The organism is Streptomyces sp. NPDC101234 (assembly GCF_044767525.1).
Classification (GTDB): domain Bacteria; phylum Actinomycetota; class Actinomycetes; order Streptomycetales; family Streptomycetaceae; genus Streptomyces; species Streptomyces sasae.
This window is the reverse complement of the sequence record NZ_JBIWOA010000002.1, coordinates 217,595-243,184: the sequence shown is the minus strand read 5'-3', so window position 1 is coordinate 243,184 and position 25,590 is coordinate 217,595. Positions and strand designations below refer to the sequence as shown.

The 25,590-nt window shown below is 71.9% G+C and carries 19 protein-coding genes and 1 pseudogene; 6 read left to right on the top strand and 14 right to left on the bottom strand.

Features of this window, described 5'->3' with window-relative positions; genetic code table 11:
* Positions 1-151: 151 nt before the first annotated feature.
* Positions 152-1,210, bottom strand: a complete 1,059-nt coding sequence (locus ACIRR9_RS04365; protein WP_403747394.1) for a glycosyl hydrolase family 18 protein — start codon at positions 1,208-1,210, stop codon at positions 152-154.
* A 222-nt stretch (positions 1,211-1,432) separates the two neighbouring features.
* On the opposite strand from ACIRR9_RS04365, the gene ACIRR9_RS04360 reads away from it, so the two are divergent.
* Complete coding sequence (locus tag ACIRR9_RS04360) at positions 1,433-2,473, top strand: NlpC/P60 family protein (protein ID WP_403747391.1); 1,041 nt, start codon at positions 1,433-1,435, stop codon at positions 2,471-2,473.
* Between the two features lie 274 nt (positions 2,474-2,747).
* Here the strand turns inward: ACIRR9_RS04360 and gndA are convergent, their stop codons facing one another.
* Positions 2,748-4,187 (bottom strand): NADP-dependent phosphogluconate dehydrogenase, encoded by a 1,440-nt coding sequence (gene gndA / locus ACIRR9_RS04355; protein ID WP_403747389.1) that lies wholly within the window; start codon positions 4,185-4,187, stop codon positions 2,748-2,750.
* A 165-nt stretch (positions 4,188-4,352) separates the two neighbouring features.
* On the opposite strand from gndA, the gene ACIRR9_RS04350 reads away from it, so the two are divergent.
* Both ACIRR9_RS04350 and ACIRR9_RS04345 read left to right on the top strand, forming a co-directional pair.
* Positions 4,353-5,105 carry a M23 family metallopeptidase gene (locus tag ACIRR9_RS04350; protein WP_403747387.1) on the top strand — a complete coding sequence of 251 codons (753 nt, stop codon included), beginning with the start codon at positions 4,353-4,355 and terminating at the stop codon, positions 5,103-5,105.
* Positions 5,035-5,985, top strand: a complete 951-nt coding sequence (locus ACIRR9_RS04345) for a glycoside hydrolase family 26 protein (RefSeq protein WP_403747385.1) — start codon at positions 5,035-5,037, stop codon at positions 5,983-5,985. Before ACIRR9_RS04350 ends, ACIRR9_RS04345 begins: the two co-directional genes overlap by 71 nt.
* Positions 5,986-6,034: 49 nt before the next feature.
* Here the strand turns inward: ACIRR9_RS04345 and ACIRR9_RS04340 are convergent, their stop codons facing one another.
* The 12 genes from ACIRR9_RS04340 to ACIRR9_RS04285 form a co-directional block, all read right to left on the bottom strand.
* A complete protein-coding gene (locus ACIRR9_RS04340) occupies positions 6,035-7,474 on the bottom strand; it encodes an NADase-type glycan-binding domain-containing protein (RefSeq protein ID WP_403747384.1) in 1,440 nt (479 codons plus the stop codon).
* A complete protein-coding gene (locus tag ACIRR9_RS04335) occupies positions 7,471-8,040 on the bottom strand; it encodes a phage tail protein (protein ID WP_365337626.1) in 570 nt (189 codons plus the stop codon). The genes ACIRR9_RS04340 and ACIRR9_RS04335 overlap by 4 nt, the downstream gene beginning before the upstream one ends.
* Before the next feature lie 28 nt (positions 8,041-8,068).
* A complete protein-coding gene (locus ACIRR9_RS04330; protein WP_403747382.1) occupies positions 8,069-10,030 on the bottom strand; it encodes a putative baseplate assembly protein in 1,962 nt (653 codons plus the stop codon).
* A 6-nt stretch (positions 10,031-10,036) separates the two neighbouring features.
* Complete coding sequence (locus ACIRR9_RS04325; RefSeq protein WP_365337622.1) at positions 10,037-10,480, bottom strand: GPW/gp25 family protein; 444 nt, start codon at positions 10,478-10,480, stop codon at positions 10,037-10,039.
* A gap of 40 nt (positions 10,481-10,520) precedes the next feature.
* Positions 10,521-12,434: a VgrG-related protein gene (locus ACIRR9_RS04320; RefSeq protein WP_403747380.1), complete on the bottom strand. Its 1,914-nt coding sequence runs from the start codon at positions 12,432-12,434 to the stop codon at positions 10,521-10,523.
* A complete protein-coding gene (locus ACIRR9_RS04315) occupies positions 12,434-13,156 on the bottom strand; it encodes a LysM peptidoglycan-binding domain-containing protein (protein ID WP_123975596.1) in 723 nt (240 codons plus the stop codon). The genes ACIRR9_RS04320 and ACIRR9_RS04315 overlap by 1 nt, the downstream gene beginning before the upstream one ends.
* Positions 13,157-13,210: 54 nt before the next feature.
* A complete protein-coding gene (locus tag ACIRR9_RS04310) occupies positions 13,211-13,633 on the bottom strand; it encodes a phage tail protein (RefSeq protein WP_123975597.1) in 423 nt (140 codons plus the stop codon).
* A 59-nt stretch (positions 13,634-13,692) separates the two neighbouring features.
* Positions 13,693-14,448, bottom strand: coding sequence for a hypothetical protein (locus tag ACIRR9_RS04305; RefSeq protein ID WP_403747377.1), 756 nt, complete (start codon positions 14,446-14,448; stop codon positions 13,693-13,695).
* 2,643 nt (positions 14,449-17,091) lie between these two features.
* A complete protein-coding gene (locus ACIRR9_RS04300) occupies positions 17,092-17,247 on the bottom strand; it encodes a DUF6760 family protein (protein ID WP_185149237.1) in 156 nt (51 codons plus the stop codon).
* A complete protein-coding gene (locus tag ACIRR9_RS04295) occupies positions 17,244-17,717 on the bottom strand; it encodes a hypothetical protein (protein ID WP_403747375.1) in 474 nt (157 codons plus the stop codon). The genes ACIRR9_RS04300 and ACIRR9_RS04295 overlap by 4 nt, the downstream gene beginning before the upstream one ends.
* The gene (locus ACIRR9_RS04290; RefSeq protein WP_365337613.1) at positions 17,717-18,160 is read right to left on the bottom strand and encodes a phage tail protein; all 444 of its coding nucleotides are present in this window, start codon (positions 18,158-18,160) and stop codon (positions 17,717-17,719) included. Before ACIRR9_RS04290 ends, ACIRR9_RS04295 begins: the two co-directional genes overlap by 1 nt.
* A 63-nt stretch (positions 18,161-18,223) precedes the next feature.
* On the bottom strand, positions 18,224-19,804 hold the full coding sequence (locus ACIRR9_RS04285; protein ID WP_403747373.1) for a phage tail sheath subtilisin-like domain-containing protein: 1,581 nt from the start codon (positions 19,802-19,804) through the stop codon (positions 18,224-18,226).
* A gap of 242 nt (positions 19,805-20,046) precedes the next feature.
* Here ACIRR9_RS04285 and ACIRR9_RS04280 point away from each other — a divergent pair, with 242 nt between their 5' ends.
* The 3 genes and pseudogenes from ACIRR9_RS04280 to ACIRR9_RS04270 form a co-directional block, all read left to right on the top strand.
* Positions 20,047-22,125: a DUF4157 domain-containing protein gene (locus ACIRR9_RS04280; RefSeq protein WP_403747371.1), complete on the top strand. Its 2,079-nt coding sequence runs from the start codon at positions 20,047-20,049 to the stop codon at positions 22,123-22,125.
* A gap of 120 nt (positions 22,126-22,245) precedes the next feature.
* Entirely contained in the window at positions 22,246-25,113 is a 2,868-nt protein-coding gene (locus tag ACIRR9_RS04275) for a DUF4157 domain-containing protein (RefSeq protein ID WP_403747370.1), read from the top strand.
* A 143-nt stretch (positions 25,114-25,256) separates the two neighbouring features.
* A pseudogene (locus ACIRR9_RS04270) lies at positions 25,257-25,590 on the top strand (peptidoglycan-binding protein); the annotation flags it as partial.

The following is a 25,590-nucleotide window of genomic DNA, read 5'->3' as shown; positions in this document are numbered from 1 at the left end:
GGTGGGCCGTGCGGACGATAATCGCCGTCGGTGACGTGCTCGTTGTCCGAAAACCTGCTGTTGACCATGGACGGCAAAGGATTGCGCAGGTCGTCGCCGACAGTCCTGGATCCGACAGTCCCGGAGCCGACCGGTCCCGGAGCCGGCAGTCCTAAAGCCGCGGGCCGGTGAACCGGGCGAAGGTGTGGCTGAAGTACCAGGTGTCCTGGGCGATCCCGGAGCAGGAGTCGGAGCCGCCGGTGCCGACGCAGCCGCCGTTGTCACGCTGAAGGGCCCAGAAGGAGAGGGTGTCGATGCCCTGGGCGGCGGCCCAGCTCGCTACGGCGGTGGCGTTCTGGGTGGTGAAGGTCTCTGCGGGGCCGTAGTCGTCGATGCCGGGCATCTCGGTGACGCCGACCATGCCCCACAGCTGCTTCGGGTTCTTGTGCGGGTAGAGATCGTGGAGCCGGCCGTACAGGCCGCTCGCCGCGGTCTTCGTGTCGGCGGCCATGTCGTGGGTGGCGCCGTCGTAGTAGTCGAAGGTCATGAGGTTGACGACGTCCACGCGCGCGTGGTCGGCGACGGCGTTGCGGAGGACGGCCAGGGCGTTGTCCTCCAGGCCCTTGGTCGTCGTCGGCAGGGTGTAGGAGAACTGGAGCGGCCGGCCGGTGTGTTCGGCCCAGCGCTCGGCCTCGGCGATCGCCTTGTTGCGGCGGTCGATGCCCGCCGTGTTCGCGAGGGAGTCCGCCTCGACGTCGAGGTCGATACGGGAGATGCCGTACGTCGTGGCGAGCTTCTCGTACACGCCCGCGATGGCGTGCACGTCGGTGCAGCTGTCGGCGAGTTCGGTGCCGGTGGTGTCGGCGCTGTAGCCGCCGAAGGAGGGGATGGCGTCGCCGCCGCGGGCCTGGAGGGCGGCGATGTCGGCGCCGAAGCTCGACGGGGAGACGGGCTGGGTGGCGTCGCCGTTCCAGTCGGCGGTGCAGGAGCCCGCGGCGGGGGTCTGGAGGAAGGCCAGGGTGAGGTACTTGTTGCCGGACACGGCGGCGAGTGCGGCCGGGCTCTGGCCGGTCCACGCCTCGAAGTAGGGCGCGGCGACATGCGCGGGCAGGGGCTTCGCGGTGTGCGGGGCGGTCTGCGAGGAGGCGTGCGCGGCGCCGGATCCGAGGGCAACGAGCGCGGCGGACAGGGCGGTTGCGGTCAGGGCGTGCAGGGCACGGGTGCGTCTCATGGACGCACATATTTGGACTAGACCAATTAACTGTCAAGGTTCTTAACAATCAACGGCCCGACACCCGCGACCCACTGGGCGCAGAAGGCCTGTTGACGGCCGGTGGCCGAATTTTTTCCATGCAGAGATTTGAACTGACCATAAGAGAGTCATTAAGGTCTGTTACTCGTACCTCTAGTTGACCCAGTGCTCGACTCTTTCGTTCGAAAGGAGGCCGCCTCCGTGGCGTCCCACCGTCGTCCCAAGCAGCCGAGCCGCGCTCGCGTCACCGTGCTCACCACCGCCGCCGCTGCCGCCGTGGTCCTCTCCGCCCAGGCGGCCGACGCCGCGCCCACGGCCAAGCCGAAGAAGGACGAGGTCAAGTCCCGGGTCGACAAGCTCTACGAGGAGGCCGAGCAGGCCACCGAGAAGCTCAACGGGGCCAAGGAGAAGCAGGAGAAGCTCCAGAAGCAGATCTCCGCGCTGCAGGACTCGGTCGCCCGTGGCCAGGACGAGCTCAACGAACTGCGGGACGGCATCGGCAGCATGGCCACCGCCCAGTACCGCAGCGGCGGCATCGACCCGTCCCTCCAGCTCTTCCTCTCCTCCGACCCGGACAGCTACCTGGACAAGGCCTCCGCCCTTGACCAGTTGAGCAGCCAGCAGGTCGAGACGCTGAAGAAGATCCAGGCCAAGCAGCGCGAGCTGGCCCAGGAGCGGGCGGAGGCCTCCGGAAAGCTCCAGGACCTGTCCGCCACCCGCACCGAACTGGCCAAGAAGAAGAAGGAAGTTCAGGCCAAACTCGCCGCGGCGCAGAAGCTGCTCAACAGCCTCACCGCCACCGAGAAGGCCGCGCTGGCCGCCGAGCAGGACCGCGCCAGCCGTTCCTCCAGCGAGCGTGTGGACCTCGGCAACGACACGTCCGCCAACGGCAGGGCCGCCGCCGCGTTCGCCGCCGCCAAGACGAAGCTCGGCACGCCGTACGTGTACGGCGCCACCGGCCCGTCCTCCTACGACTGCTCGGGTCTGACCTCCTGGGCCTACGCGCAGGCCGGCGTCTCCATACCCCGTACGTCCGAGTCCCAGTCGACGATCGGCACGAAGATCTACTCGACCTCGCAGCTCCAGGTCGGCGACCTGGTCTTCTTCTTCAACGACCTGCACCACGTGGGCCTGTACGCGGGCAACGGGCAGATCCTGCACGCCCCGCGCACCGGCACGGTCGTCCGCTACGAGTCGATGAGCACCATCGGCGGCCCGTTCATGTTCGGCGTCCGCGTCTGACCTGCGGTCGGCCCGGCCGAGGGGGCCTCCTCCCAGCGCCCTTGCCTGCAACGCGCCCTTTAGGGGCGCTGGGGGTACCCCCGGCCGAAGGCTGGGGGAGGAACTGCGCGACCAGCCACGGTGGCGCTGCAGACCGCTGACGGCCTGTCGCGGCACCGTCTGTCGTCCCGCCGACCGGGGGGGGCGTCGGAGCGTAGCCCGCTGCGGGCCGGTCGTGGCTGGTCGCGCAGTTCCCCGCGCCCCTGACGGGGCGCTTCAGACGGGGCAGAGTCACTCAGTCCTGTGTTTCGGGGCGGCCCTCTGTCGCCCAGTGGGTGTGGAAGGCGCCGGTGCGGTCGGTGCGGCCGTACGTGTGGGCGCCGAAGTAGTCGCGCTGCCCCTGGAGAAGGGCCGCCGGGAGGCGGTCGGCGCGCAGGGTGTCGTAGTGGGCGAGGGCCGCCGAGAACGCCGGGACCGGGATGCCCCGGCGGGCCGCCGACGCCACCGTCTCCCGCCACGGCACCTGCGCGTCGGCGATCTCCTTCGCGAACTCCTCCTGGGCCAGCAGGCTCACCAGGTCCGGGTCGGCCCGGTAGGCAGCGCGGATCCGGTCCAGGAAGGACGCACGGATGATGCAGCCGCCCCGCCAGATCCGGGCCACCGCGCCGAGGTCGATCTTCCAGCCGTACTCGGCGGCCGCGTCCTGGATCATCGTCCAGCCCTGGTCGTAGGCGATGACCTTGGACGCGTACAGGGCGTGTTCGACGCGGGAGGCGAAGCGGTCGGCCTCGGTCGCGCTGAGCGGGGGTGTGGTGCCGCCGGGCAACCCGGCGTACGCGGCGCGCAGTTCGCGACGGCCGGACGCGGCGCGGGCGAACGTCGCCTGGGCGATCGCGGTGACCGGCGAGGACAGGTCCAGCGCGGTCTGCACGGTCCAGCGCCCGGTGCCCTTCTGCCCGGCCGCGTCGGTGACGATGTCGACGAAGGGGGCGCCGGTGGCGGCGTCGACGTGCGCGAGGACGTCGGCCGTGATCTCGATGAGGTAGGAGCCGAGTCGGCCGCCGTTCCACTCGCGGAAGATGTCCGCGATCTCGGCCGGCGCGTAGCCGCCGACCTGGCGCAGCAGGTCGTACGCCTCGGCGATGAGCTGCATGTCGGCGTACTCGATGCCGTTGTGGACCATCTTCACGAAGTGCCCGGCACCGTCGGCGCCGACGTGTGTGGCGCAGGGTTCACCGCCCACCTTCGCGCTGATGTCCTCGAACATCGGCCCCAGCACGGCGTACGACTCGGCGGAGCCGCCCGGCATGATGGACGGCCCGTTGAGCGCGCCCTCCTCGCCGCCGGAGACACCGACCCCGACGAAGTGCAGCCCCTTCTCGCGCAGGGCGGCCTCGCGGCGGCGGGTGTCGGCGAAGTGGGCGTTGCCGCCGTCGATGACGATGTCACCGGGTTCGAGGAGCGGGACGAACTCGTCGATGACGGCGTCGGTGGCGGCACCGGCCTGCACCATGATCATGATGCGACGGGGGCGTTCCAGGGCGGCGACGAAGTCCGCGGCGGTCTCGGCACCGACGAACGTGCCCTCCTGCCCGTACTCCTCGATCAGCGCACGGGTGCGGGCGGGAGTGCGGTTGTGGACGGCGACCGGGTAACCGTGCCGGGCGAAGTTCCGGGCCAGGTTGCGGCCCATCACGCCCAGGCCGGTCACGCCGATGGCTGCGGATGCGTTCACGGGGGACTCCGATCTGCGGTCGAACGCTGACGTGCCCGGATGTACGGGCGGACGGTGGGCGTCCGTTCAGAGCGTGGGCGACCGCAGGATCCGAACGGGCGAAAGTCACGGCGTCGGGGCGTGTGAGACCGCCCCGGACCCGGCAGATCGTCCGAGGATCCGAAGATGCGAAAGGATGATCTACGACTCCTCACTGCCGCGCTCGTCCTCCTCCTCACCGGCGCGTTCCTCACCACGCCCGCCAAGGCCGACGCCGGCCTCGGAACCTGCGGCTTCGGCACTCCCAGCACCCCGCCGCCCGACAGCGGCACCGACAGCGCCGGCGCAGGCACCGGCGACAACGGCACCAACAGCGACACCCCGGCCTGGACCGCGCCGACCGTCGGCTACCGGCTCTCCGCCGGCTACGCCGCCGAGGGCCCCCACTGGAGGCACCGGCACACCGGCCAGGACTTCGCGGTCGACTCCGGTACGCCCGTGTACGCCGTCGGACCCGGCCGGATCGTGACCGCGTCCTGCGGCGACGCCTTCGGCAACCAGGTCGTCATACAGCACCCGGACGGCTACTACACGCAGTACGCCCATCTGTCCGTCATCAACGTCCGGCCCGGCCAGGAGGTCCTGACGGGCCAGCGCATCGGCGCCGCCGGTGCGACCGGCAACGCGGACGGTCCCCACCTCCACTTCGAGGTCCGCACCACGCCGTTCATGGGGTCCGCGGTGCCGCCGCTGCCGTGGCTGCGCGGGCACGGGGTGGCGATCCTCGGCGATCCGGCGGGCCTCGCACAAAGTTCGAAGATCCCCGCACAGCCTGCACCGGCACCCGGGAGCGACCAGACTGCCACCCATGGCACACCCGAGGTTCGTCCTCCTCATCACGACGGTCGTCCTCCTGTTAGTACCGGTCTCCCGGCCTGAGACCCCGCGACCCGCCGCCCCCGGGCCCTTCGGGGCGTACCTCGGCTTCGGCGCCGACGGGGTGCGGCGGGTGGGCGCGCTCGGCGCCTGGCTCGGTCATGACGAACCCCGGGTGGGACACACCTACCTGCCGGGCGATGTGTGGCAGAACATCGAGGGCGCCCCGGACTTCGTACGGCTGTGGGCACACTGGCGGCGGGCCGTGCCGGACCGGCTCCTCGTCCTCAACGTGCCGATGCTGGAACACACGGAGGACCATGTGCCCGACGCCGAGGTACGGCGCCGGCTCCGGCTGGGGGCGGGCGGGGCGTACGACGGCCACTTCCGGGCGCTGGCCCGGCGGCTGGTCGCGGTCGGTGCGCCGGACACCGTCGTCGTCCTCGGCTGGGAGATGAACGGGGTGACGTACACCCATCGCTGCGGTCCCGACCCGGCCGCCTGGAAGGCCTACTGGGTGCGGATCGTCACGGCGATGCGGTCGGTGCCCGGCGCCCGGTTCCGGTTCGACTTCACGCCCAACCGGGGGCGGGACGCGATCCCCTGGACCGAGTGCTATCCGGGGGACCTGTTCGTGGACGTGATCGGGATGGACTCCTACGACTCCCCGCGCGGGCTGTCCTTCCGGGAGCAGGTCATGGAGCCGTACGGGCTGCGGGCCCAGGTCGACTTCGCCCGGGCCCACGGCAAACCGGTCTCGTATCCCGAGTGGGGGCTCTACGAGAACGGGGACGATCCGGCCTATCTGCGGGGCATGCTGGAGTGGTTCGCGGACAGCCGGCCGCTGTACCAGACCCTCACCGACTACTGCCCGCACGGCGTCTGGGGCTGCCGCAGCAACCCGAGGTCCAGGGCCGTCTACCGGTCCCTGATGAGGAGTTAGCCCCGCCCCTCCCCGCCCTTCCCAGGTCGGATCTGTCGGATCGGCCGGATCAGGAGGAGCCGGCGGTCGACGGGCCGAAGAACTCGATCTCGGCGATGGCCACCTGGGTCTTCGCGGAGGCCTGGTACGACGACTCGATCGTGAAGCGGACGGAGACGACGTCCGACGCGCGGAAGTCCCGGGTCTGGCCGCCGGCCGCCTGGTCGAGGACCAGTTCACGGGTCGCCGTCTTCCCGTCGGACGTCTTGATGGTCGCCTTCAGCCGGTGCGGCAGGGCCGACTTCTTGAGCTGGTCGTAGTGGGTCGACTCGCCGGACGTGATGATCACGTTCAGCAGCCGGGTCGGTTCGTCGAAGCGGGCCTCGATCCACTCGCCCTCGCCGCCCTGCACCACACCCGGGCCCCACCAGGTGTTGCTCAGCTTGTCGAAGACGAGGTCGGGCTTGTGGCCGGCGTAGGAGCGGGACGCGGTGACGCGGTCCGGGGAGACCTGGGCGCGTTTGGCGAAGTGGTCGCGGGTGGCGCTGATCGCCTTCGGCGTGTTGACCGCCAGGACCGTGACACCGGTGAGGACGACGGCGGCGACGATCCAGGTGAGCACGCGGTCGAAGGTGCGGCGCAGGCGGGGGCGGTCGCCCGCCCAGGGGGTTTCGCGGTTGCGGAAGTCGAAGAGGCGGCGCCACCAGGGGCGGGGGGCCGCGGGGGAGGTGTCGCCGTGGCCGGCCATGGGCATGGCGCAGCGGGTGCAGAAGTGGCGGTCGGGGCGGTTGGGGGTGGCGCACCAGGGGCAGGGGGTGCCGCCGTGGGCGCCGAGGTCTGCGCCGGGGGCGCGGACGGACTGGGGGCGCTGGGGGGTGGGGCGGCCGGGGAGGACGGGGGTGACGGACGAGGGTGCGGGGGCCGGTTCCGGGTCCTGTACGGGGATGAGGAGGCGGCGGGCCCGGTCGTGGGCGTCCTCGCCACCGCCTTCGGCGTATGAGTTCCCGCCCGCTCCACCCGTGCGGCCGTCGTGGTCGGGTGCGGGTGACCCCTGCGGAGGCCGGGCGCCGTCGGCGGCTTCCGGGTCGGGAGTGGTGGGGACGGGGGTGGTTTCGGCCGTCGTCGCGGTGACGGACGGTGCGGGCTGGTCGCGCCCACGCGGCGGTAGCCGCACATCGGATTCAGCCCCGCGCCCCTGACGGGGCGCTGTCGTCGCCGTTGCCGACAAGTCCTCCCGTTCCTGGCGGGGCGCTGTCGTCGCCGTTCCTGATGTCGTCGCCGTGCCCAGCAAGTTGCTGCGTTGGGCGCGGGGGAGGCCTGAGGCGCCTTCTCTGGGGGCGAAGGCGTCCCAGGCGGGGGGCGCCGGGGAGCCTTCGGGGGCCGGGGTCTCCTGTCTGGCCGCCTCCTCCCTGTTTCCCGTCCAGCTCAGGACTGCTCCGCACGCGTCGCAGAAGGACTGGCCCGGTTCTGCGACCGTGCCGCACTCCGTGCAGTTCTGGGTGGTCGTCATCGCTGCGGGGTCCTTTCGGCGGACGGAGAAGAAGCGGTCACCTGGACCGTGTAAGGCATATGGGCGGGGCGGGCGGCGGCCACGAGGTGTTCCAGACGGACCTCGTCGGCGGGGGTGGGGGACGGAAGCGTGAGGTGGACATGGAGGCGGGGGCGAGGTGTGCCGGGGAAGCGGCCCAGCGGGCGGGCGCTCCAGTCGGCGCCGCCGCTCTCCGTGATCTCCGGTGCGACGCCGAACGCCAGCCGGACCGCCTCGGAGAGGCCGCGGCGGGTGCCCCGGATGCGGTGCAGGTAGGCGGCCGCGGCCACGGCGGCCCGGAGCAGGGGTTCCGGTTCCGTGCCGTCGGTCTCCGCGCCGACCCAGGTGCCCAGCCACTCCGCGAAGTCCAGGGGGGTCAGGGCCGGGTCGAAGTAGCTGGGGAGGCAGTCGAGGACGTTGGGGATGGGGGCGATCACATCGTCCAGGCCGGCGACGAAGCGCAGGGCGAGATCGTCGTCGGCGAAGACGGCGGGGAGCATCGGGCCGATGGGCGTGGAGGAGCCCAGGCCGTCGATCGAACCTCTCAACGAATGCCTCCGCGGGCGTGGTCGGGGGTCATTCGCCGATCACCCGGACCCGGTGGTCGTAGGAGAAGACGAGCGAGGGGGCGGCGAGGTCGATACGGTCCGTCGGGTCGCCGCGCTTGCCGGTGAGGGGGTCGGCGGGATGCAGGACGACCTCGTCGACGAGTTCGACGCCGGGGACGCGTTGCAGCACCGCGAAGACCTCGCCGGACTGCACCGGGCGCCCGAACGGCCATCCCTTGCCGTCCGCCCCGCCGGTCAGCGGGTCGAGGTGGCGGTAGAGGGCGTCATGGGCCTGGCGGCGGACCCGGTCGACGTCCACCCCGCGGAAGGCATGCAGGGTGGCGACCACGGTGACGCCCTGGTAGAAGGGCGGGCCGACCGCCAACCGGGTTCCGATCAGGCGGCGTTCGTCCAGGTGGCGGGTGATGCGGTCCAGGAGGGCGTCTCCGGGGACGAGTTGCTCGAAGCGGAGCCGGCCGCCGGGGTCGGGCACCGCCTGCGGGACGACCAACACCCGTACCGCGTAAGCCCCGTACTCGCCCTCCTCGCCCTCCAGACAGGTGATCCGGGCCGTCTCGGGGGCGGCCCGGCGGGCCAACTCCTCGTAGTCGCGCAGGGTCACCGCCCGTTCCTGGGCGCGCAGGGTGATGGGGGCGCGGACCTTCGCCTCGGCCACCGTCTCGCCGTCCACTCCCCCGCGCGCCGCCTCGCGGTTGACGACCTCCGAGACGTACGGGATGGAGGAGCGCAGGATCTGTACGGCCCCCCGGGCCACGTTGCCGTCCCGGCCGCCGCCCGTGCGGTAGCGGCGGGCCCGGATGACCGCGCCCTTCGGGGCCACCGTGCCGTACTGGCGCAGCGAGCCGTCGGGTTCGCGGACCGCAGGGCCGAAGGCGATCTCGCCGGTGGTGGCGTCGAGGGTGAGGTGGCGGTCGTACGGGCCGGAGGCCGCGAAGTGCGGGACCACCTGCCAGTCCAGCCAGCCGCCCTCGCCGTCGTGCTCGGCGGTCTGGAGGAGCAGCGGCGGGGTGTCGCCGACGACGGGGGCGTGGGCGAGGCTCAGGCGCTGGCCGGGCAGGCCGGTGGACTCGCCGAGCGCCTCGTCCTCGACGGTCTCCGCGTGCACCGCGCCGGTCGTGCCGCCGATCGTGCAGGCCTCGGCGAACCGGACCGTCGGGGACGTGGTGTAGAAGGGCTGGTCGGAGCGGGGTTCGGTGACCCGGCAGCGCAGCCAGCCCGCCTCCCGGCCGCCGTTGCGGGACAGCACGTGCCCGGCGGGGACGTGCAGGACTACCTCGCCGGGGCGGTTGAGACCGCCGGTGCCGTCCCGGTCGACCTCGCACTCCTGCCAGCCGTCCTCCGTCCACGCCTCCCACACCAGCGGGGGCTGCCGCGGGTCCACGCCGACACCGTCGACCCGGCTGTCCAGATCGAGCGCGACCGCACAGTGCGGGACGGCCGCGGACAGGCCGAGCAGCATGCAGTCACCGGGGTTCGGGGCCTCGGTGAAGCACAACAGGTCCTTGCCCTCGGCGAGTTCGTGGGTGAGGTCCACGACGGCCGAGCCGCGCTCCTGCCGCATCAGGTGCCGCAGCTCGCTCGGCACGATGGCCAGGTCGCGCTCGGTCGCGAAGACCACCGCCTCCTGGGTCTCGGTACGGCGGGTCGCCACCTCCGTGCCGACCGGCACCGCGACCGCGTCCTCCTGGGCCGCCGACAGCCAGAACGTGACGTCCGTACGGGCCGCCGACGGCGGGAACAGCGTGATGCCGACCAGGTCCAGGAAGGCCAGGTGGTTCTTCTCCGGGACCCGGTTGAGCCGGTACACGATCTGGTCGGCCATGTGCGCGACCGTCTCCACCAGCGTGATGCCGGGGTCGGAGACGTTGTGGTCGGTCCACTCCGGGGCGCGCTGCTGGATATAACGCTTGGCGTCGTCGACGAACTGCTGGAAACGCCGGTCGTCGAGGTTCGGGGAGGGCAGGGCCATCGGGGATCAGCGGTCGCTTTCCGAGGAGTCCGAGGAGGCGGGCGGCAGGTCCGGCTCGTCGTGGGAGGGGATGACGTAGAAGGGGAAGACCAGGCTGCGCGGGTTGTTGGTGCCGCGGATCGAGTAGCGGACGTCGATCATCAGCACGCTCGGGTCGGCGCCGGTGGTGACCTCGACGTCCTCGACCTCGATCCGCGGCTCCCAGCGGTCCAGGCTGGCGTACACCTCGTGCTGGATCCGGCCGGCGGTCTGCTCGTTGACCGGCGCGAAGACCAGGTCGTGGATGGAACAGCCGAACTCCGGGCGCATCGGGCGTTCGCCGGGGGCCGTGGACAGGACGAGGCGGATGGCCTCCTCCACCTCCTTCTCGCCGCTGACCAGGGCGATACCGCCGGTGGGGCCGATCCGCAGCGGGAAGGACCAGCCCGAGCCCACGAACTGCTCCGCCATCAGCTCCGCACCCGCCCCTCGGGGAAGACCTCGCGCGCGCTCATGCCGGGATCACCATCACGGTCAGTCCGCCCATCATCAGGTTGCCCAGGACCGGCACCTGGGGGGCCTGGATCCCCACGGTGACCAGGGAGCTGATCGCGACGGCGGCGTTGCCGCGCAGCGACAGGGCCGCGTTCGCCATCAGGTTCACGGCGGCGGCGTTCACGGAGACCGCGCCCGTGGGTGCCTTGATGTCGACGAGTTCCGCGCTCTGGAGGGACAGCGGTCCGCCGCTCCTGATGCTGAGCGCGCCGCCCGCCTTCAGGGAGAGGTTGGCGCCGGCCTCGACCGACACCGACCTGGTGCCCTTGATGGAGACACTGCCCTTGCTGTCCACGGTGATCTCGGTGTTCTGCCGGTCGAGGTAGACGGTCAGCTTGTCGTCGCCGCTGGCCAGCCGGACGCCCTGTTTGCGGCCCCGCTGGTCGAGCAGGTCCATCCGGTTGCCGACGCGGTCGGAGACGGTGTGCCGGGTGGCGCGGCCGCGCAGGCCGTCGTGCAACGGGACGTCCCTGACCTTGGTCGGCTTGTCCTTGCCGTTGTAGAGGCCGCCGATGACGTACGCATGGTCGAGGGCGCCACGGTCGAAGGCGACCAGTACCTCGTCGCCGACGTCCATCGGGAACACCCCGCCGCCGCGGACCCCGCCCATCTGCACGGTCCGCGTCCAGTCGCTGACGTAGGTGTCGTCCAGCCAGGGGAACTTGATCTTCACACGGCCCTGCTGGAGCGGGTCCTGTACGTCGGTGACGAGTGCCGGGGCCACACTGAGCTGCCGGTCGGAACCGGCGTCCGAGGCGCCGCCGCCCGAGGCCACGCCGTACAGCGAACGCCACTGCCGGCCGCTGACCGTCACCCAGGTCTCGTAGTGCTTGTCGTCGCCGAAGACATGCCGTACCGAGGTGACGGTGTACTTGCCGGCGAAGGGTGTGCCGACGTCCTTGAGCGCCACCGGCACCCCCGGCCGCAGCTGCGGATTGCCCCGGACGATCACCTCGACCTCGGCGAACCCGGACGTCACGTCGTCGGAGAGGGCGTCGGCCGCGAACTTCACCTCGGACTGCTTGTCGTAGGGGGTACGGGTCTCGACCAGTTTGGCGGTCGGGAACTTCGCGTAGGCGTCGCCGGGGGTGGCGCCGATGCTGTACGCCTTGTTGCCGTTGGCCTTGGAGGTCGCGGTGAGCGTCTTCTTCGTCGTCACGTCCCAGCCGCGGGACTCGACGGTGGCGACCTGGTCGGCGGCGGTGACGGCGGAACGCAGCCGCAGGATGTCGTGCCCGGCCTCCAGGACGAAGGGGCTCTTGTCGCCGTCCGTGCTCGTCGAGGGCGCCCCGGAGGCGTCCTTCGGCTTCACGAACTGGAACTTGCCCTTCGCGTCGACCGACATCACCATCTCGTTCTCGTCGGCGAGCCGCGCGAGGAACTCCCAGTCGGTGACGTTGCTCTGGCTGATGAACTCGTAGACGGTCTTCGTCGCGTCGATCCGGCCGATCGGCACCCCGTCCTGACCGGCCAGCTTGCGGGCGATGTCGGAGGCCGTCTGGTTGCGGTAGGCGACCACCCGGCGCTGCCGCATCAGCCGGAAACCGCGGTCGTAGCCGCGGACCACGGCGTAGCTGCCGGTGCCGTCGTACTCGGCCTCCATCGCGGTGACCTCGCCGGTCAGCAGCGGGCCCGCGGTGTCCTGGCCGTCGGACATCGGGGTGAGCACCACCTCGCTGCCGAACTTGACCCCCAGGTCGCCGAAGAGCTTGCGGTCCTTGTCCCGGAAGGTCAGGTGGAAGGCGGCGGGCACCCCGACGCCCTGGTCGACGTGGGCCTCGACCAGCGCCGACCCCCACACCGGGTCGGACTTCAGGTCCTTCCCGTCGATGGTCACCTTGATGATGTTCGAATAGGCGTACTTCACCATCAGCGCCGCACCTCCTCGGCGGCAGGCAGCACCAGTTCCGTCCCGGTGGGCAGCCGGTTCGGGTCGTCGATCCCGTTGGCGTCGGCGATCGACCGCCAGGCCGACGCGTCGCCGTACTCCCGCCAGGCCAGCGCCTGGAGCGAGTCCCCGGCGACCACCCGGTGCACCCGCTGTGCGGTGAGGGCGCCGGAGGTCGGGTTCTGCCCGGGGGTCTTGCTCGGGATCTCCTGGAGCTGCAGCCGGCAGGTGGCCCGGATGGGCATCCCGCTCGTCCCGAACAGGGTGTAGGAGGCGTCGACGGAGCCGACGTACGCCGTGAAGCGGGCCGTCGAGAACGACCCCCACTCGAAGACCACCCACGGCGGCGAGGGCCGCTTGTTCGCGATGCTCTGGCTGGTGACCTCGCAGCAGTTCAGCAGCGACTCGACCTTCTTGAGCACCGTGTTGTCGCCCGGGTCGTCGGAGGAGTCCAGGAAGATCTCCACGCTCATCTGCCGCGGGTACGCGCCGAGGAACTCAGGGAGCGGGCCGTCGCGTTCGACGGGCGCGTAGGAGGACTTCCAGTCGGCGCGGCGGCCGATGCTGAGCTGCGCCGGGTTGAAGTCGAAGTGGAAGGACTTGATGAGAGCGCCCGGGGTGCGGCTGCCGCTCGGCGGGGGCTGGTGGATCTCCAGGGTGGCGCGCACGAGGCTCTTGCCGGCGCCCCGACTGCTGCTGGCCATGTCTTCCTCTGCCCTCTCGTCTCTCTCGTCTCGCTCGCGTCTCTTGCGTCTCGCTCAGTCCGTGAATCCGTGGTGGGTGATCTCCAGGACCTCGGTGGCCACGGCGGGGCTCGCCGGGTCGAGGGAGGGACCCCGCCAGCTCACGGGCAGGACGTCGAGCAGACCCCAGCGGGCGACCTCCGAGCCGTCCGCCCGCAACGCCGTGATCTGGGCGGTGGGGCGCTTGATGCCGGTCTGCACGGAGGAGATCCACTTGGCGACCTTGGAGGTGTCCGGGGTGAGCGGACGGGTCAGCCGGATGGTGGAGAAGGTGACGCGGGTGGGCAGTTGCCACACGAAGCCGTTGTTGCCGCCCTCCTGCCGGCGCTCGACCTCCACCTGCGACGACAACCCCTCGCACCCGTTGAAGTAGCCGAGGCTCTCGCCGTCGATGGAGAGGCTGAACCAGATCGTGGTTCCCGGGTCCTGGCGAGCCATCGGGGGCCTTTCTGTGGAGGGGGTGGTGGGCGGGCGGTGGGCGCGAGCGGCCGGTGGGTTCAGGGGCGGAAGTCGCGCAGCTTGCCCACGCGTTCACGGTCCCGGCGGAGTTCGGTGCGGACATGCCGGGTGATCCGGTCGATGATCCGGTGGACCAGGGCGTCCACCTGGTACTCGGTGAGGGCCCGGGGGTCGAAGCCGCCCTCCTCGATCGCCGTGTACCCGGGCGGTTCGTCCTCCTCGCCTGCCGCCGAGGCGGAGGCGGAGTACGACGGCGGCGGGTCGTCCGGCGGCGGGGCCGAGGGCGGCGGCGGGGGTGGTGGCGGCGTCTCGGACTTGGTGAGCGGGGCCTCGGGGTGGGTGAGGGCGGAACCGGTGACCGGGACCTTCTTCACGGAGTGCGGGGCATGGACCGGCGGCGGGGAGGCGGTGACGGCGTCGCGCTGGACGGTGGGGAGGTTGAGGGGGGCTACGGGGAGGGGGATGGTGTGCCGGGCGGTGGAGGTGCTCTTGCTTCGGAGGGGCACCGGCTGGGCGGCCTGGGGAGCTGCGGCGGCTCGCTGTACGGAGACGGCGCGGGCGGAGACCGCCGTCCCGGTGACGACCGACGGAGGCGGCGACGGCCTGTCCGAGCGGGTTGCCGGGCTCGCCTGTCGCTGCACGGATGCCGGCGCACTGGGGAGGGCGAGATCTGGGGCTGCGGTCAGGAAGGGAGGAGTGGCGGGAACGGGGGAGGGCGGGGTGGGTGTGGGTGTCGAGGCGGGGACGGGGACGGGGACGGGCTGGTGGAGGCCGCCGGGCGGTATCGACGGCATCGGTGGCATCGTCCGCGACGCCGGACGCGCCAGGCTGTCCGAACGGGTTGCCGGGCTCGCCTGTCGCTGCACGGACGGCACGGGTGCCTTGCGGCCGGCCGGCGCGGGGGCTCCGCCCGTGAGAGGGGCGCCGAGACCGAGGCGCGGGATGCCGGGGGTGCCTGGGATGCCGGGGGTGCCTGGGGTACTGACGGCACGCTGGACCGGTGCGGGAGCCGGGGGCGCCGTGGCGGGACCGGTCGATGAAGCGCCTACCGGCGCGTGCGCATCCGGCACAGCCGCGGAGGAACGAGCCTCAGCACTCGCCGCCTCCGCCGTCGGCGAGGAGACGGGGGCCCCGAGGCCGGGGCGAGGGGTGCCGGAGGGCGCCGCGGTGCGCTGCACGGAAGGGGGGGCGGAAACAGGCCGATCCCGGTGCGGCGCCGAAGCACGGCTCGCGGCGGCCCGCCGCTGCACGGACGTGTCGTGGCCACCGCTCGCGACCGGGGCGTCCAAGGTGGTGGTGGGTTCGGTGACGGCCGGTGGGGGCTGGTCGCGCCCACGCGGCGGTAGCCGCACATCAGATTCAGCCCCACGCCCCTGACGGGGCGCTGTCGTCGGCGTTCCTGCCGAGTTCCCGTGCCCCTGACGGGGACGTGTTGTCGCCGGTGCCGTATGACCGCCGTCCGAGGCAGCACTTTCCGCCTGCCGCTGCACAACAGGACCGGTGACCGGCGACACCGTGGACGCGGAAGCAGCAGGAGACGTCGGTGACACCGGAGCCGTGCGGACCCCGGCCCCCGGCAGCGGCGGCGCCGCCGATGTCGTACGGCCGCCGCCCGGTGCACTCTCCGCCTGCCGCTGCACAACAGCCGCATCCCCGCCGGAGGCGGAACCGGCAGGCGACGCGGCAGCAGCCGAACCCGAACGACCGTCACCCGAAGCGACATCCCCCGCCCGCCGCTGCACACCCCCCGCCTCCGTAAGGGAGGTTGAAGGCTTGGCCGGCGCGGAACCGGCAGGCGGCGCAGCCAAAGCCGCACCCGTCCGACTGCCGCCCGGAGCAGGATCCTGCGCGCGTCGCTGCACAACCCCCGCATCCTCACCGGTGGTTGAAGGCACGGCCGATCCGGGAGCCGCCGGCGACGCGGCCGCAGCCGAAACCGAACGGCCGCCGGTCGAAGCAGCATCCTCCGCCCGACGCTGCACAACTCCCGCATCTCCACTGGGGGTTGCAGCCTTGATCGGCGCGGAACCGGCAGGCGACGCGGCCGGAGTCAAACCCGTCTGACCGCCACCCGAAGCAGCATCCTTCGCTCGCCGCTGTACAACCCCCGCCTCCACAGCTGAGGTTGAAGGCGCGGCCGGTTCTGCGGCGGCAGGCGGTGTGGGCGGAGTTGATGCCGTGCGGTCGCCGGTCGAAGGAGTGTCCGCCGTCCGCCGCTGCACCACGGGCCCGGCTACATGCGGCGTCGAGGGCGCGACCGGGGCGGAAGCAGCCGGGGAAGCGGGCGAAGCCGGTGCCGTACGACCAGCGGCCGCCGCGCCCTGCTTGCCCGGCCGGGCGGACGGTCCGCTCACGGAAGTGGATCGTTGTACGACGGCGGGTGCCGGGCCCCGTCCGGAAGCAGCGCCTTGTCCGGCGGAGCGTGGAGTCGCCTCGGGCGTGCCCGCACCTCCGGACGGACGCGGCTGGTCTCCGCTCACCGGCGCGGACGTCACACCCTCGGCCGCGCGCCGTACCACCGCGTCCCCGACCGGTTCGCTCCCTGCTCGATCGCCTTCGCCCACCGCCACCGTCCGCGGCGCCGACGGCAACGTACGCCGCTGCACCGCCATGGCCGACGTGCCCGCCGGTGCATGCGTCAGCGCGCTGCGCCGGGGCGGGACAGGAGGTGCCGGTGTGACCCGCGGACCGGTGGCCGGAGCCGTAACGGCCGGAGTCGCCTGCGGCGCCCACGCCACCGGCACCGCACCCGAAGCAGAAGCCGTGGCCGAGGCCGAGGCCGAGGCCGACGCCGGTAGCGTCGACGGCCGCTGGGCGGCAGGCGTCGCGCCCTTGACCGGCGCGGCCGACGGAGTCGGCGGCGTCTGCGCGCCGCCCCCGTTCCGTACCGCTCCCGCCGACCCCGAGCGCTGCGCGACCGCGCCACCACCGCGCCGCCCCGCCAACGCCACCCGCTGCACCGCAGGCGCCCCCACCGGACCGGCCGAACCCGCAGCCCCGGACGAACCGCCCCCGACCGCCCGCAACGGCACCACCGGAACCGCGGCGCTCCGACCGCCCGTTGGCCCTGTCGACCCCGTCGGTCCCGCCAACGGCAGTGACTGCAGCGGGCGTTCGAGGCCCGGCGCCGTTCCCGAGTACGCCCCCGTCATCCCGGTGAGGCCGCCCCCGGTCAGACCCGCGCTCGACTCACCGTCCAGTACCGCGTGCGAGCGCATGCCCATGAACGACGGGTTCTGCCATGTCGGCAGGCGGCCGGCGAACCCCGGGTCCGCGACCGGCCCGCCCGCCCCCAGCGCACGCTGGATCGGCGGCAGCCCCGGCCAGGCGGCCGCCACCACAGGACGCGGCTGCCCGCCGCCGGAAACCTCGGCAGAGGTCTCGGCAGCGGCGTCGGCGGCCTCACGCCCCCGTATTCGATCCCACAGCCCCACAGCTCAGCCCTCCGCCGCCCGGGTCACCAGGGACGCGATCTCGGCCGTGAAGCGGCGGCGGTCCGCGTGCTCCAGGTCCAGGATGTCCTCCAGGCTCCAGTGGAAGTGGTAGGCGACGTACGCGATCTCCTCGTGCAGCCGGTCGGTCGCGTACGTCACGATTCCCCCAGGCGGCTCCCGCCGAGTTCCACCTCGAAGGGCTCCGAGCAGTGCGGGCAGTTGACCGCGGCCCGGGTGTGGCCCTCCGCGTTGATCTGGCGGTAGAAGTCCTGCAGGAACGCCAGATCGGAGGCGAACATGTTCTCCACGATCCCGTCGTGCATGAGCGGCAGCGTGCCGAGGCGGGTGATGACCCGGCCCAGCAGCACCACCGACAGGAACGCGGGGTTCTCCTGGACCCGGACGTCCCGGAGGGGGATCAGCTCGTCCCTCGCCGTGGACAGGCGCATCACACCGTCCCGGTGGACGGTGCCCTGCTCGTCGACGTATCCGCGCGGGAGCTGGAACGGGAACTCCGTGCGCAGCGCCTCGCGGGGCGCCTCCGGTTGCGGGGAGACCGGGGGCGCCGTCACCTCCGGTCCCGGCGGCGGCGCCACCACGCTCCCGGCCCGGCCGGCCGAACGCCTCATTACTCGATGACCAGTTCTTCGAACGTGATGGTCACCGACTCGGTCAGCGCGGACGCCTCGCCCGCCTTGACCGTGCTGGTGTCGATCTTGCTGCACCAGGCGTTGCGCAGGTTGTAGCGCTTCACCGGGGTGTTCTGGAAGTCCATCATGATGATGGACGCGTTCTTGCGGGCCGTGGCCATCTGGCCGTTGATCGACTCGTTGATCCACTGGTTGAACGAGTCGGACTGGGTCATGCCCCGTACGACCGTGCAGGTGCCGTTCTTCTTCACGCCCGGCAGGTTGCGGACGTGGTTCTTCCCGTCCGGCGTGTTCTGCTGGTAGGTGATGACGTCCTGTTCCATCGACAGGCCGCTGACCTCGGCGAGGTACTCGACCATCACGCCGTCGATCTGCAGCCCGAAATTGTGTGATGTGAGGGCGTCACCCGGCTGGAGACTCATGTCTTACTGCCCGTTCTTCTCAAGATGCCTGTGGAACAAGGGGGTTGAGGGCACACAGGCCCACTACTCCTGGAGCTCGCCGCTGCCGCTGGAGAACTGGGCCAGCCGGAAGATCACGAACTCGGCGGGCTTGACCGGTGCGATGCCGATCTCGCAGATCACACGGCCGACGTCGACCGACTCCGGCGGGTTGGTCTCCTCGTCGCACTTGACGTAGTACGCCTCCTCGGGCCGCTGCCCGAACAGCGCGCCGCTGCGCCACTCGTTGACCAGGAACGCGGAGATATTGCGCCGGATGCGAGCCCAGAGGTTGTGGTCGTTGGGCTCGAAGACCACCCACTGGGTGCCGATCAGGATCGACTCCTCCAGGTAGTTGAAGTACCGGCGGATGTTGAGGTAGCGCCAGGCCGGGTCGGAGGAGAGGGTGCGGGCGCCCCAGATACGGATGCCGCGGCCGGGGAACGCGCGGATGCAGTTCACGCCGATCGGGTTGAGCAGGTCCTGCTCGCCGCGGGTGATCTGGAGCTCCAGGTCGACCGCGCCGCGGATCACCTCGTTCGCCGGGGCCTTGTGGACGCCGCGCTCGGCGTCGTTGCGGGCCCAGACGCCGGCCACATGGCCGGACGGCGGGATCAGCCGGGAGGTGCCGGACGCCGGGTCGAAGGTCTTGATCCAGGGGTAGTACAGGGCCGCGTACTTGGAGTCGTAGCCGGCCGTCTCCTGGCGCCAGACCCTGATCTGGCGGGCGTTGAGGCTCGGCGGCGGGTCGATGACCGCGACCCGGTCGCCCATCAGCTCGCAGTGCGCGATCAGGCCGAGCTGGACGGCCTTGACCTGCTCCAGGTCGATCGCGCCGCGCTGGTAGGCGGCCATCAGGTCGGGCACGGCCACCATGGACACCTCGTCGACGGCCTCCAGGCCGCCGAAGCCGGTGCGGTCGGCCGAGTCGCCGAGGTACTCGGCGGGGCCGGGGTGGGAACCGGCGTCCGCGACGGGGGGCGCGGACGCCGGGGCAGGGGCGGGGGCCACGAGGGCCACCGTCTGGTTGTCCGGCCGGGCCAGCTGCGCGGCGGGCGCGGCCTCGGTCACGGTGATGAGCTTGGAGCGCTCCTTGACCTGGGTGACCACGTAGTTGCGGCCGCCCTTCTTCGCGGTCACGTCGAAGGTCTCGACAGGCCTGCCGCCGTCCTTGACGACCAGCTTGAAGCGTTCGGCGGGACCCTCGCCCTCCGCGTCGGCGACCTCGACGGAGAGGTCGCCGGAGGCCAGCGCGCTCACGCTGAAGGTGCCGAGCTGCCTGGCCTCGCCGGCCGGCAGCGCGGCCGGAGCGGCCGAACCGCGCAGAGCGGCGGGCGAGTCGGCGGTCTCGGCGCCCTCCGCCGTACCGCCGACGCGGACGACGTACGCCGCCGTGCCGCCGTTGTTGAAGAAGCCGTAGACGGAGTGCGCGAGGTAGTACCCGTCGGTGAACTCACCGAAGGACGCCACGTACTGCGTCCAGTTGGTCACCAGGGTCGGCTCGTTCAGCGGACCGGTCGGGGCCAGGCCCACGAAGGCCGCCACCGACGTGCCCACGCCCTCGATGGGGCGGGAGCCGCTGGCCACCTCCTCGACGTAGACGCCGGGCGACAGGTAGGACGGCATGCTCTGCTCTCCTCGGGGTACGAGACAGGAACATTCCCACCTTCACGCGCGAAGCGCGCGCGCCGAAACGGCCTCCGGTGCCGTACCGGGGGCAACTCACTTGCCCGCAAGGGCAGTCCCGGCACGCCCGGTGACCCCTCGGCCGCAGGGCCTGCCCCCGGTGCTGCCCCCGCGGCCCTCCCGCCCTCGGGTGGCGACGGGGTAGGAGGGTGAGGTCCCTTGTCGACCGAACGGGAATCCGTATGCGCACTCAGGCAGAGAACCGCTCGACCGCCGGCCGGGACGACACCCGCCCTCGGTCACGGCCCGCCGTCGCCCCGTCGCCGTTGGCCGCCCTCCAGGGGACCGCGGGGAATGCCGCGGTGGCCCGGGCGATCCAGCGGGTCCGGGCGGAGAGCGAGCCAGAGGGGCGGCAGGCCGACGGGGCGGTGCCCGTGCAGCGGCGGTCCTCGGTCCCCGACGCCGTCAGCTCACCCGGGTCGCCGCTGGAACCCCGTATTCAGCAGCGGGCGGAACAGGCCTACGGCATGCCCTTCGGCCATGTACGCGTGCACAACGACGCCGTCGCCCAGCGTTCGGCCGCGGAACTCGGGGCGCTGGCCTACACCAGCGGCCCGCACATCGTGCTCGGCGGGAAGCGGGTCAGCGACGAGACGATGTTCGAGGAGGTCGACCACGTCCGCCAGCAGGCCATGGGTCCGGTGCCCGGCACCCCCAACGGCCATGGTGAGAGGGTCTCCCACCCGGACGACCCGTTCGAGAGGAGCGCCTCCTCCAACGGCCGGAAGCTGGCCCGGGGCGCCATGCCCGACCTCGCCCTGCCCGGGTCCTCGGCACCGCCGGCCGAGGCGGTGCAGCGCAGCGCGGACGAGGACGTACCGGTCCAGCGGGTGGACGCGGACCGGCCCGGCCCCGCGGCCACGGACACCGGCTCGCCCGCGCCCTCGTCCGGGGCTTCCACCCCGCCGTCGGCCGCGATCCCGGCCATCGCCCAGCTGGCCCGGCTCCTCGTCGGCGGCGACGCGGTGATCAAGAACAAACATGTGCGGGCGGCGCTGCACGGGCGTGTCCGCGGCGGCCCGAGCTTCACGGACGCGGAACTCCAGGCGATCAGGGCGGTGGAGACCGAGGACCCCAAGTGGCTGAAGACGGTGGGCATCGGCACCCACGCGGAGGCCGAGGCCTACATCGAGGCGGGTGACTTCCACAGCTGGCTGGAGCAGCCCGAGGGCAAGCGCCTGCTCGTGGCCACCCTGCGGTGGCACCAGGCGGCCGGCGACCGGGCCGAGGGGATGCCGGTGGCCAAGCAGGGCCGGCCGGACTACCAGATGGGCCGGCACATGGCCATGCACGACGCCGGCACGCCATCGGCCGAGCGGGAGGCGCTCAAGGGGGAGCGCGACGAGCAGATCTTCCAGACCTTCGTCAAGACGATGCTGCCGCCCGGCGTCAGCGACGACGTACCGGATGCCAAGAAGCACAACGAGCGCGTGAAGCGCGGCACCGAGCTGCTGACCAAGATCTTCCTGATCCTGAAGGAGGGGCTCAAGGTCTTCAACCCGGAGACCGGCTTCCACGAGGACTTCGAGGACGACGTCGCCCACGCCCTGGCCTACGGCGGACGCGTCAACATCCGCATCCCGCAGCTGGCCGACGGCGAGCACGGCTACGAACTGCCCCAGTGGCTCCACATCACCCAGGAGGACCGCAGGTTCTGGGAGCCCAGGTCGACGCCCGAGAAACCGGTGTACCGGCGCCCGTTCGGCACCCACCACATGGACATCGGCGAGAACACGGAGGACGCGCGCGGCGACTTCGTGGAGAAGGGCGGGCTGAAGGCCACCGGACAGAACTGGCTCGATCCCCACAGCCACCTCTACGGCCTGCCCCTGGCCCTCGGGGGCATGGGCAACAACGACTACCACGGCGACACCATCCTCCCGAACGAGTCCTACGGGCACATGTTCATGGGGTACAAGCCCCCGTCCGACAAGCGCGACGGGGCGCTCCAGGTCGGTATCGAGACCGCCGGACCGGGCGGCCGGACCCCCGACGGCTACAAGCACGGCATCACCAGCAGCGAGAAGAACAACAACCCGGTGAGCCAGGTCGGCGGCCACAAGAACGACAAGATCGGCAACAACGCCCCGCTCAGCGCGAGCCAGCGTCTCGTCGACATGAAGGAGTTCGGCGGCTGGGTGGCGAAGCTGAACGAGCTGGAGCGGAACTGGAAGGCCGCGATCGCCGAGGCGAAGACCCATGAGGAGAAGGCGGCCCTGTACCGGGACCTGATCGGCAAGCGCACCAACATCGGTTCCTGAGGTCCGCACCGTACGCCTGCCCGCAGGGCTGCCCCGGCGGCCCTTCCCGTGGGCGGCCGGGGCGGGCTAGGACGGAGGTCACCGGACGGTTCTGCCCGACCGAGTGAACGGGGCCCTTGGATGCACGCACACGAGGACGACGGCGCGCGGCAGCGGGAGGCGGGTGCGCCGGGCACCGCACGACGCGCGGGCGAAGGCCCCGCTGCCGCGCCCCGGCCGGGCGCCGTGGCCTCGGCGCTGCTCGCGCTGCAACGCGCGGCGGGGAACGCGGCGGTCACCCGGGCCATCGAGGCCGACCGCCACCGGCACGATCCGCACTGCGGCCACGGGGAGCAGCCGACGGTCCAGCGCCGTTCCTCGGTGTTCGACGCCGTGGCCACCCCGGGCGACCGGCTGGACGCGGGCGTCCGGCGCAAGGCGGAGCAGGCCTACGGCATGAACTTCGACCATGTGCGGGTGCATTCCGGCACGGTGGCGCAGCGGTCGGCGCGGGAGTACGGCGCGCACGCCTACACCGTCGGCCACGACATCGTCCTCAGCCGTCGCAGCGTGGACGACGAGACGATGTTCCACGAGCTGGACCATGTGCGCCAGCAGTCGGCGGGTGCCGTCGCCGGCACCCCGGACGGCACCGGCGTCGCGGTCTCCCACCGGGACGACCCCTTCGAGCAGGCCTCCGCGGCCAACGGCCGCCGGGTGGCCCAGGGGCAGGCGCCCGACCTCGGCCGTCCGAAGGGCGGCTCGGCCGGTGCCGCCGTGCAGCGTGCCCCGGCGACCGCGGTCCCGCAGATACAGCGGGCCCCGGCCACGGCGGTCCCGCAGATACAGCGGGCCGGCGGGCCGAAGGGCAAGGGCAGGGCCACCGAGCCGGCCAAACGCAGTTCCGAGACCCAGTGGGAGCGGCACGCCAAGGCGATCGGCGAACTGGTCAAGGCGTGCACCTGTGAGCAGCCGCTGAAGCAGTGGGGCCGGGTCGACGAGGCGGTGATGGTCCACTATCCGCGCAGTTACGCGGGCCACCGGTCCGCGCAGAGTCTGCGCCACGCCGCCCGCCGGCTGTACCGCGCGGTGACCTTCCTGGAGGAGCGGGAGAAGGCGAGGGCCGCGAAGGACGAGAAGGAGCAGAAGGACAAGGACGCCAAGGGCGCGGCGAAGCCGAAGCAGGAGGAGGAGATCGAGGCGATGCTCTTCAACGGGCATCTGGTCTTCGCCGGGAACCTGAACCAGACGGTCGAAAGGCTGCACGCCTATCTGCTCGACCGGGGCGCCCAGGCCGCGACGGAGGAGGACGCCGCGGGCCAGTCCCTGCGCGACGCCCTGTACACCGACTTCGACAACCTGGACTACGACGCCGACGACGAGCGGAACGTGACGTCGTCCCGGCCGGGCAAGCGCCGGGCACCCGCGGGCGGCTCCCAGGGCGCCAAGCGCGCCAGGACCGGCCAGGCGTCCGGTGCCGCCGAGAACACCGAGGACGAGGACGCGATCCTGGGCAACGTGGCCGAGCAGCGGCGCCGGGACCGCTCGGCCCGGGTGAAGATCGGCGAGGGGCTGCGCCCCCGCCCGGTCGCGCAGCCGCTCCCTCCGGTGTCCCTGGACGTCGACGGGAGCCCGGTGAGCGAGTCCGACAAGCGGGACAACGCCACCACCCGGGCCCTGCGGAGGATGACCTACGTCCGCAAGGTGGACATCTCGACCAAGGCCGCGCAACACCCGTCGCACCGCGCCTACCTGGCGCAGCTGCTCGCGAAGGACGACACCGCCTTCGCGGACTACGCGTATCTGCTGCACAACGGCGACAGCGACGAAGTACTGCACGCCGAGCAGCAGTTGCTGATGTTCCTGCACCATGCGGGCGTCACCGGGGACACCCCGCACGACGTGGCCCTCATCCGCGGCCGGAAACGTCCCTGCAAGGCCTGCCTGGCGCTGCTCGACTACTTCCGCGACCGGCTGGGGATCAAGCTCGCCTACAACCCGAACGGCAACCACTTCTTCCAGAACGCCCTCGGCTCCATCGCCCAGAACTTCCCCGACTTCGCCGCCGACACCACCGAGTCCGACACCACCGGGTCCCACACCAACTGGTTCGGCGCCAACATGACCGACGGCCGCCGTATGTACGTCTCCACGGTCGGCGGCGCACGGCCCACCGACGAGAACATCGCGAACGGAGAGGCCACGAAGAGCGCGCAGGGCGGCTGGGAGCAGGAGCTGCGGCTGGAGCGCACGGAGGACGGCAAGGTGCGCTATCCGAGAGGCGTCGGGCTCGTGCCCATGAACGACACCCCGTCCAACAGCGACCCCGAGGAGTCGCAGGCCGAGTCGGACGCCGACCTGGTGTCGGCCACCAGGCAGCTCACCCTGAAGCCCGCCCCCAGGGCCCCCTCCGCTCCCCGGCTCGACCCGGCGGAGCTGGAGCGGCTGCGGGAGGAGCAGTTCGTCGGGAACGTGGTCCCGCTGCTGGAAGCGGCCATGACCCCGGAGTTCCGCAGGGAGCTGGCGAAGCGGACCGCGTCCAAGGGCAGCGGCAAGTTCGACGTCTCCTTCCCCGAAACACTGCTGCCCGTGGTCAAGGATCTGCTGGCCCGGGACGCCGCCACCAAGAAGCGCATCGCCGATCACCTCATGATGACCAGTGCGGCCCTGGACAAACGGCTCAAGAAGATGGGCTCGGCCGGCAAACAGGCGAAGGACATCAAGCTCTACGCGGCGAAGCAGCAGCAGATCGAGCAGGCCATGACCGCCGCCGGGTTGTCCGACGGGTGGCGGGCGGTCTCGGACGGCGCCACCTGGAACCCGGACCTCCCGGAGAATCTCCAGCAGCTGCTGTTCGCCATCATGAACGGAGACGACGTCCGGATCTCCTGGACCTCCCTCGCCAGGTTCCTGAAGATCTCGCCGTCCACGTTCAAACGCCACGTGGACCGGTGGAACGCCCGCTGGGGCGAGTCCGGCGACGACGCCGGCGAGGGCTCGGCCGCCTGAGCCGGCGGCGCGGGCGCCGGATCGGCCCGGAGCCCCGAAGGGCAACCCCGGACGTCCCACCGGCCCCCCGGTCTGCCCCCGTACCGCCGCGGCCTGCCCGGCGTTCCCTCCTCCGTCCCGTGCGCCGCCGTTAGCGTCCTGACGTGAGCCTGTGGACTTCCCTGGAACCCGCCTCCGCGACCGTCGACCCGGGCGCTTCGACACGCGTGCGCCTGCGGCTGCGCAACACCGGAGACGTCGTCGACGAGTACCGCTTCGAACCGGTGGGCCCCATCGCCCCCTGGACGACCGTCGAACCACAGACGCTCCGCCTCTACCCAGGGACCACGGGCACGGTGGAGCTCACCTTCGCCCCACCCCGCACCCCCGACGCCACGGCCGGACCCAACCCCTACGCCGTCCGCATCACCCCCACCGAACACCCCGAGGCCGTCACCGTCCCCGAGGGCAACCTCACCATCACCCCCTTCACCGAGC

Excerpts from the sequence above, each read along its gene's own strand:
- ACIRR9_RS04365 (WP_403747394.1), bottom strand. The coding sequence starts at position 1,210 with ATGAGACGCACCCGTGCCCTGCACGCCCTGACCGCAACCGCCCTGTCC.
- ACIRR9_RS04275 (WP_403747370.1), top strand. The coding sequence starts at position 22,246 with ATGCACGCACACGAGGACGACGGCGCGCGGCAGCGGGAGGCGGGTGCG.
- ACIRR9_RS04285 (WP_403747373.1), bottom strand. The coding sequence starts at position 19,804 with ATGCCGTCCTACCTGTCGCCCGGCGTCTACGTCGAGGAGGTGGCCAGC.
- ACIRR9_RS04315 (WP_123975596.1), bottom strand. The coding sequence starts at position 13,156 with ATGGCCAGCAGCAGTCGGGGCGCCGGCAAGAGCCTCGTGCGCGCCACC.
- ACIRR9_RS04280 (WP_403747371.1), top strand. The coding sequence starts at position 20,047 with ATGCGCACTCAGGCAGAGAACCGCTCGACCGCCGGCCGGGACGACACC.
- ACIRR9_RS04350 (WP_403747387.1), top strand. The coding sequence starts at position 4,353 with ATGCGAAAGGATGATCTACGACTCCTCACTGCCGCGCTCGTCCTCCTC.
- ACIRR9_RS04305 (WP_403747377.1), bottom strand. The coding sequence starts at position 14,448 with ATGCCGTCGATACCGCCCGGCGGCCTCCACCAGCCCGTCCCCGTCCCC.
- ACIRR9_RS04330 (WP_403747382.1), bottom strand. The coding sequence starts at position 10,030 with ATGGCCCTGCCCTCCCCGAACCTCGACGACCGGCGTTTCCAGCAGTTC.
- ACIRR9_RS04340 (WP_403747384.1), bottom strand. The coding sequence starts at position 7,474 with ATGACGACCACCCAGAACTGCACGGAGTGCGGCACGGTCGCAGAACCG.
- ACIRR9_RS04345 (WP_403747385.1), top strand. The coding sequence starts at position 5,035 with ATGGCACACCCGAGGTTCGTCCTCCTCATCACGACGGTCGTCCTCCTG.
- ACIRR9_RS04320 (WP_403747380.1), bottom strand. The coding sequence starts at position 12,434 with ATGGTGAAGTACGCCTATTCGAACATCATCAAGGTGACCATCGACGGG.
- ACIRR9_RS04310 (WP_123975597.1), bottom strand. The coding sequence starts at position 13,633 with ATGGCTCGCCAGGACCCGGGAACCACGATCTGGTTCAGCCTCTCCATC.
- ACIRR9_RS04290 (WP_365337613.1), bottom strand. The coding sequence starts at position 18,160 with ATGAGTCTCCAGCCGGGTGACGCCCTCACATCACACAATTTCGGGCTG.
- ACIRR9_RS04325 (WP_365337622.1), bottom strand. The coding sequence starts at position 10,480 with ATGGCGGAGCAGTTCGTGGGCTCGGGCTGGTCCTTCCCGCTGCGGATC.
- ACIRR9_RS04295 (WP_403747375.1), bottom strand. The coding sequence starts at position 17,717 with ATGAGGCGTTCGGCCGGCCGGGCCGGGAGCGTGGTGGCGCCGCCGCCG.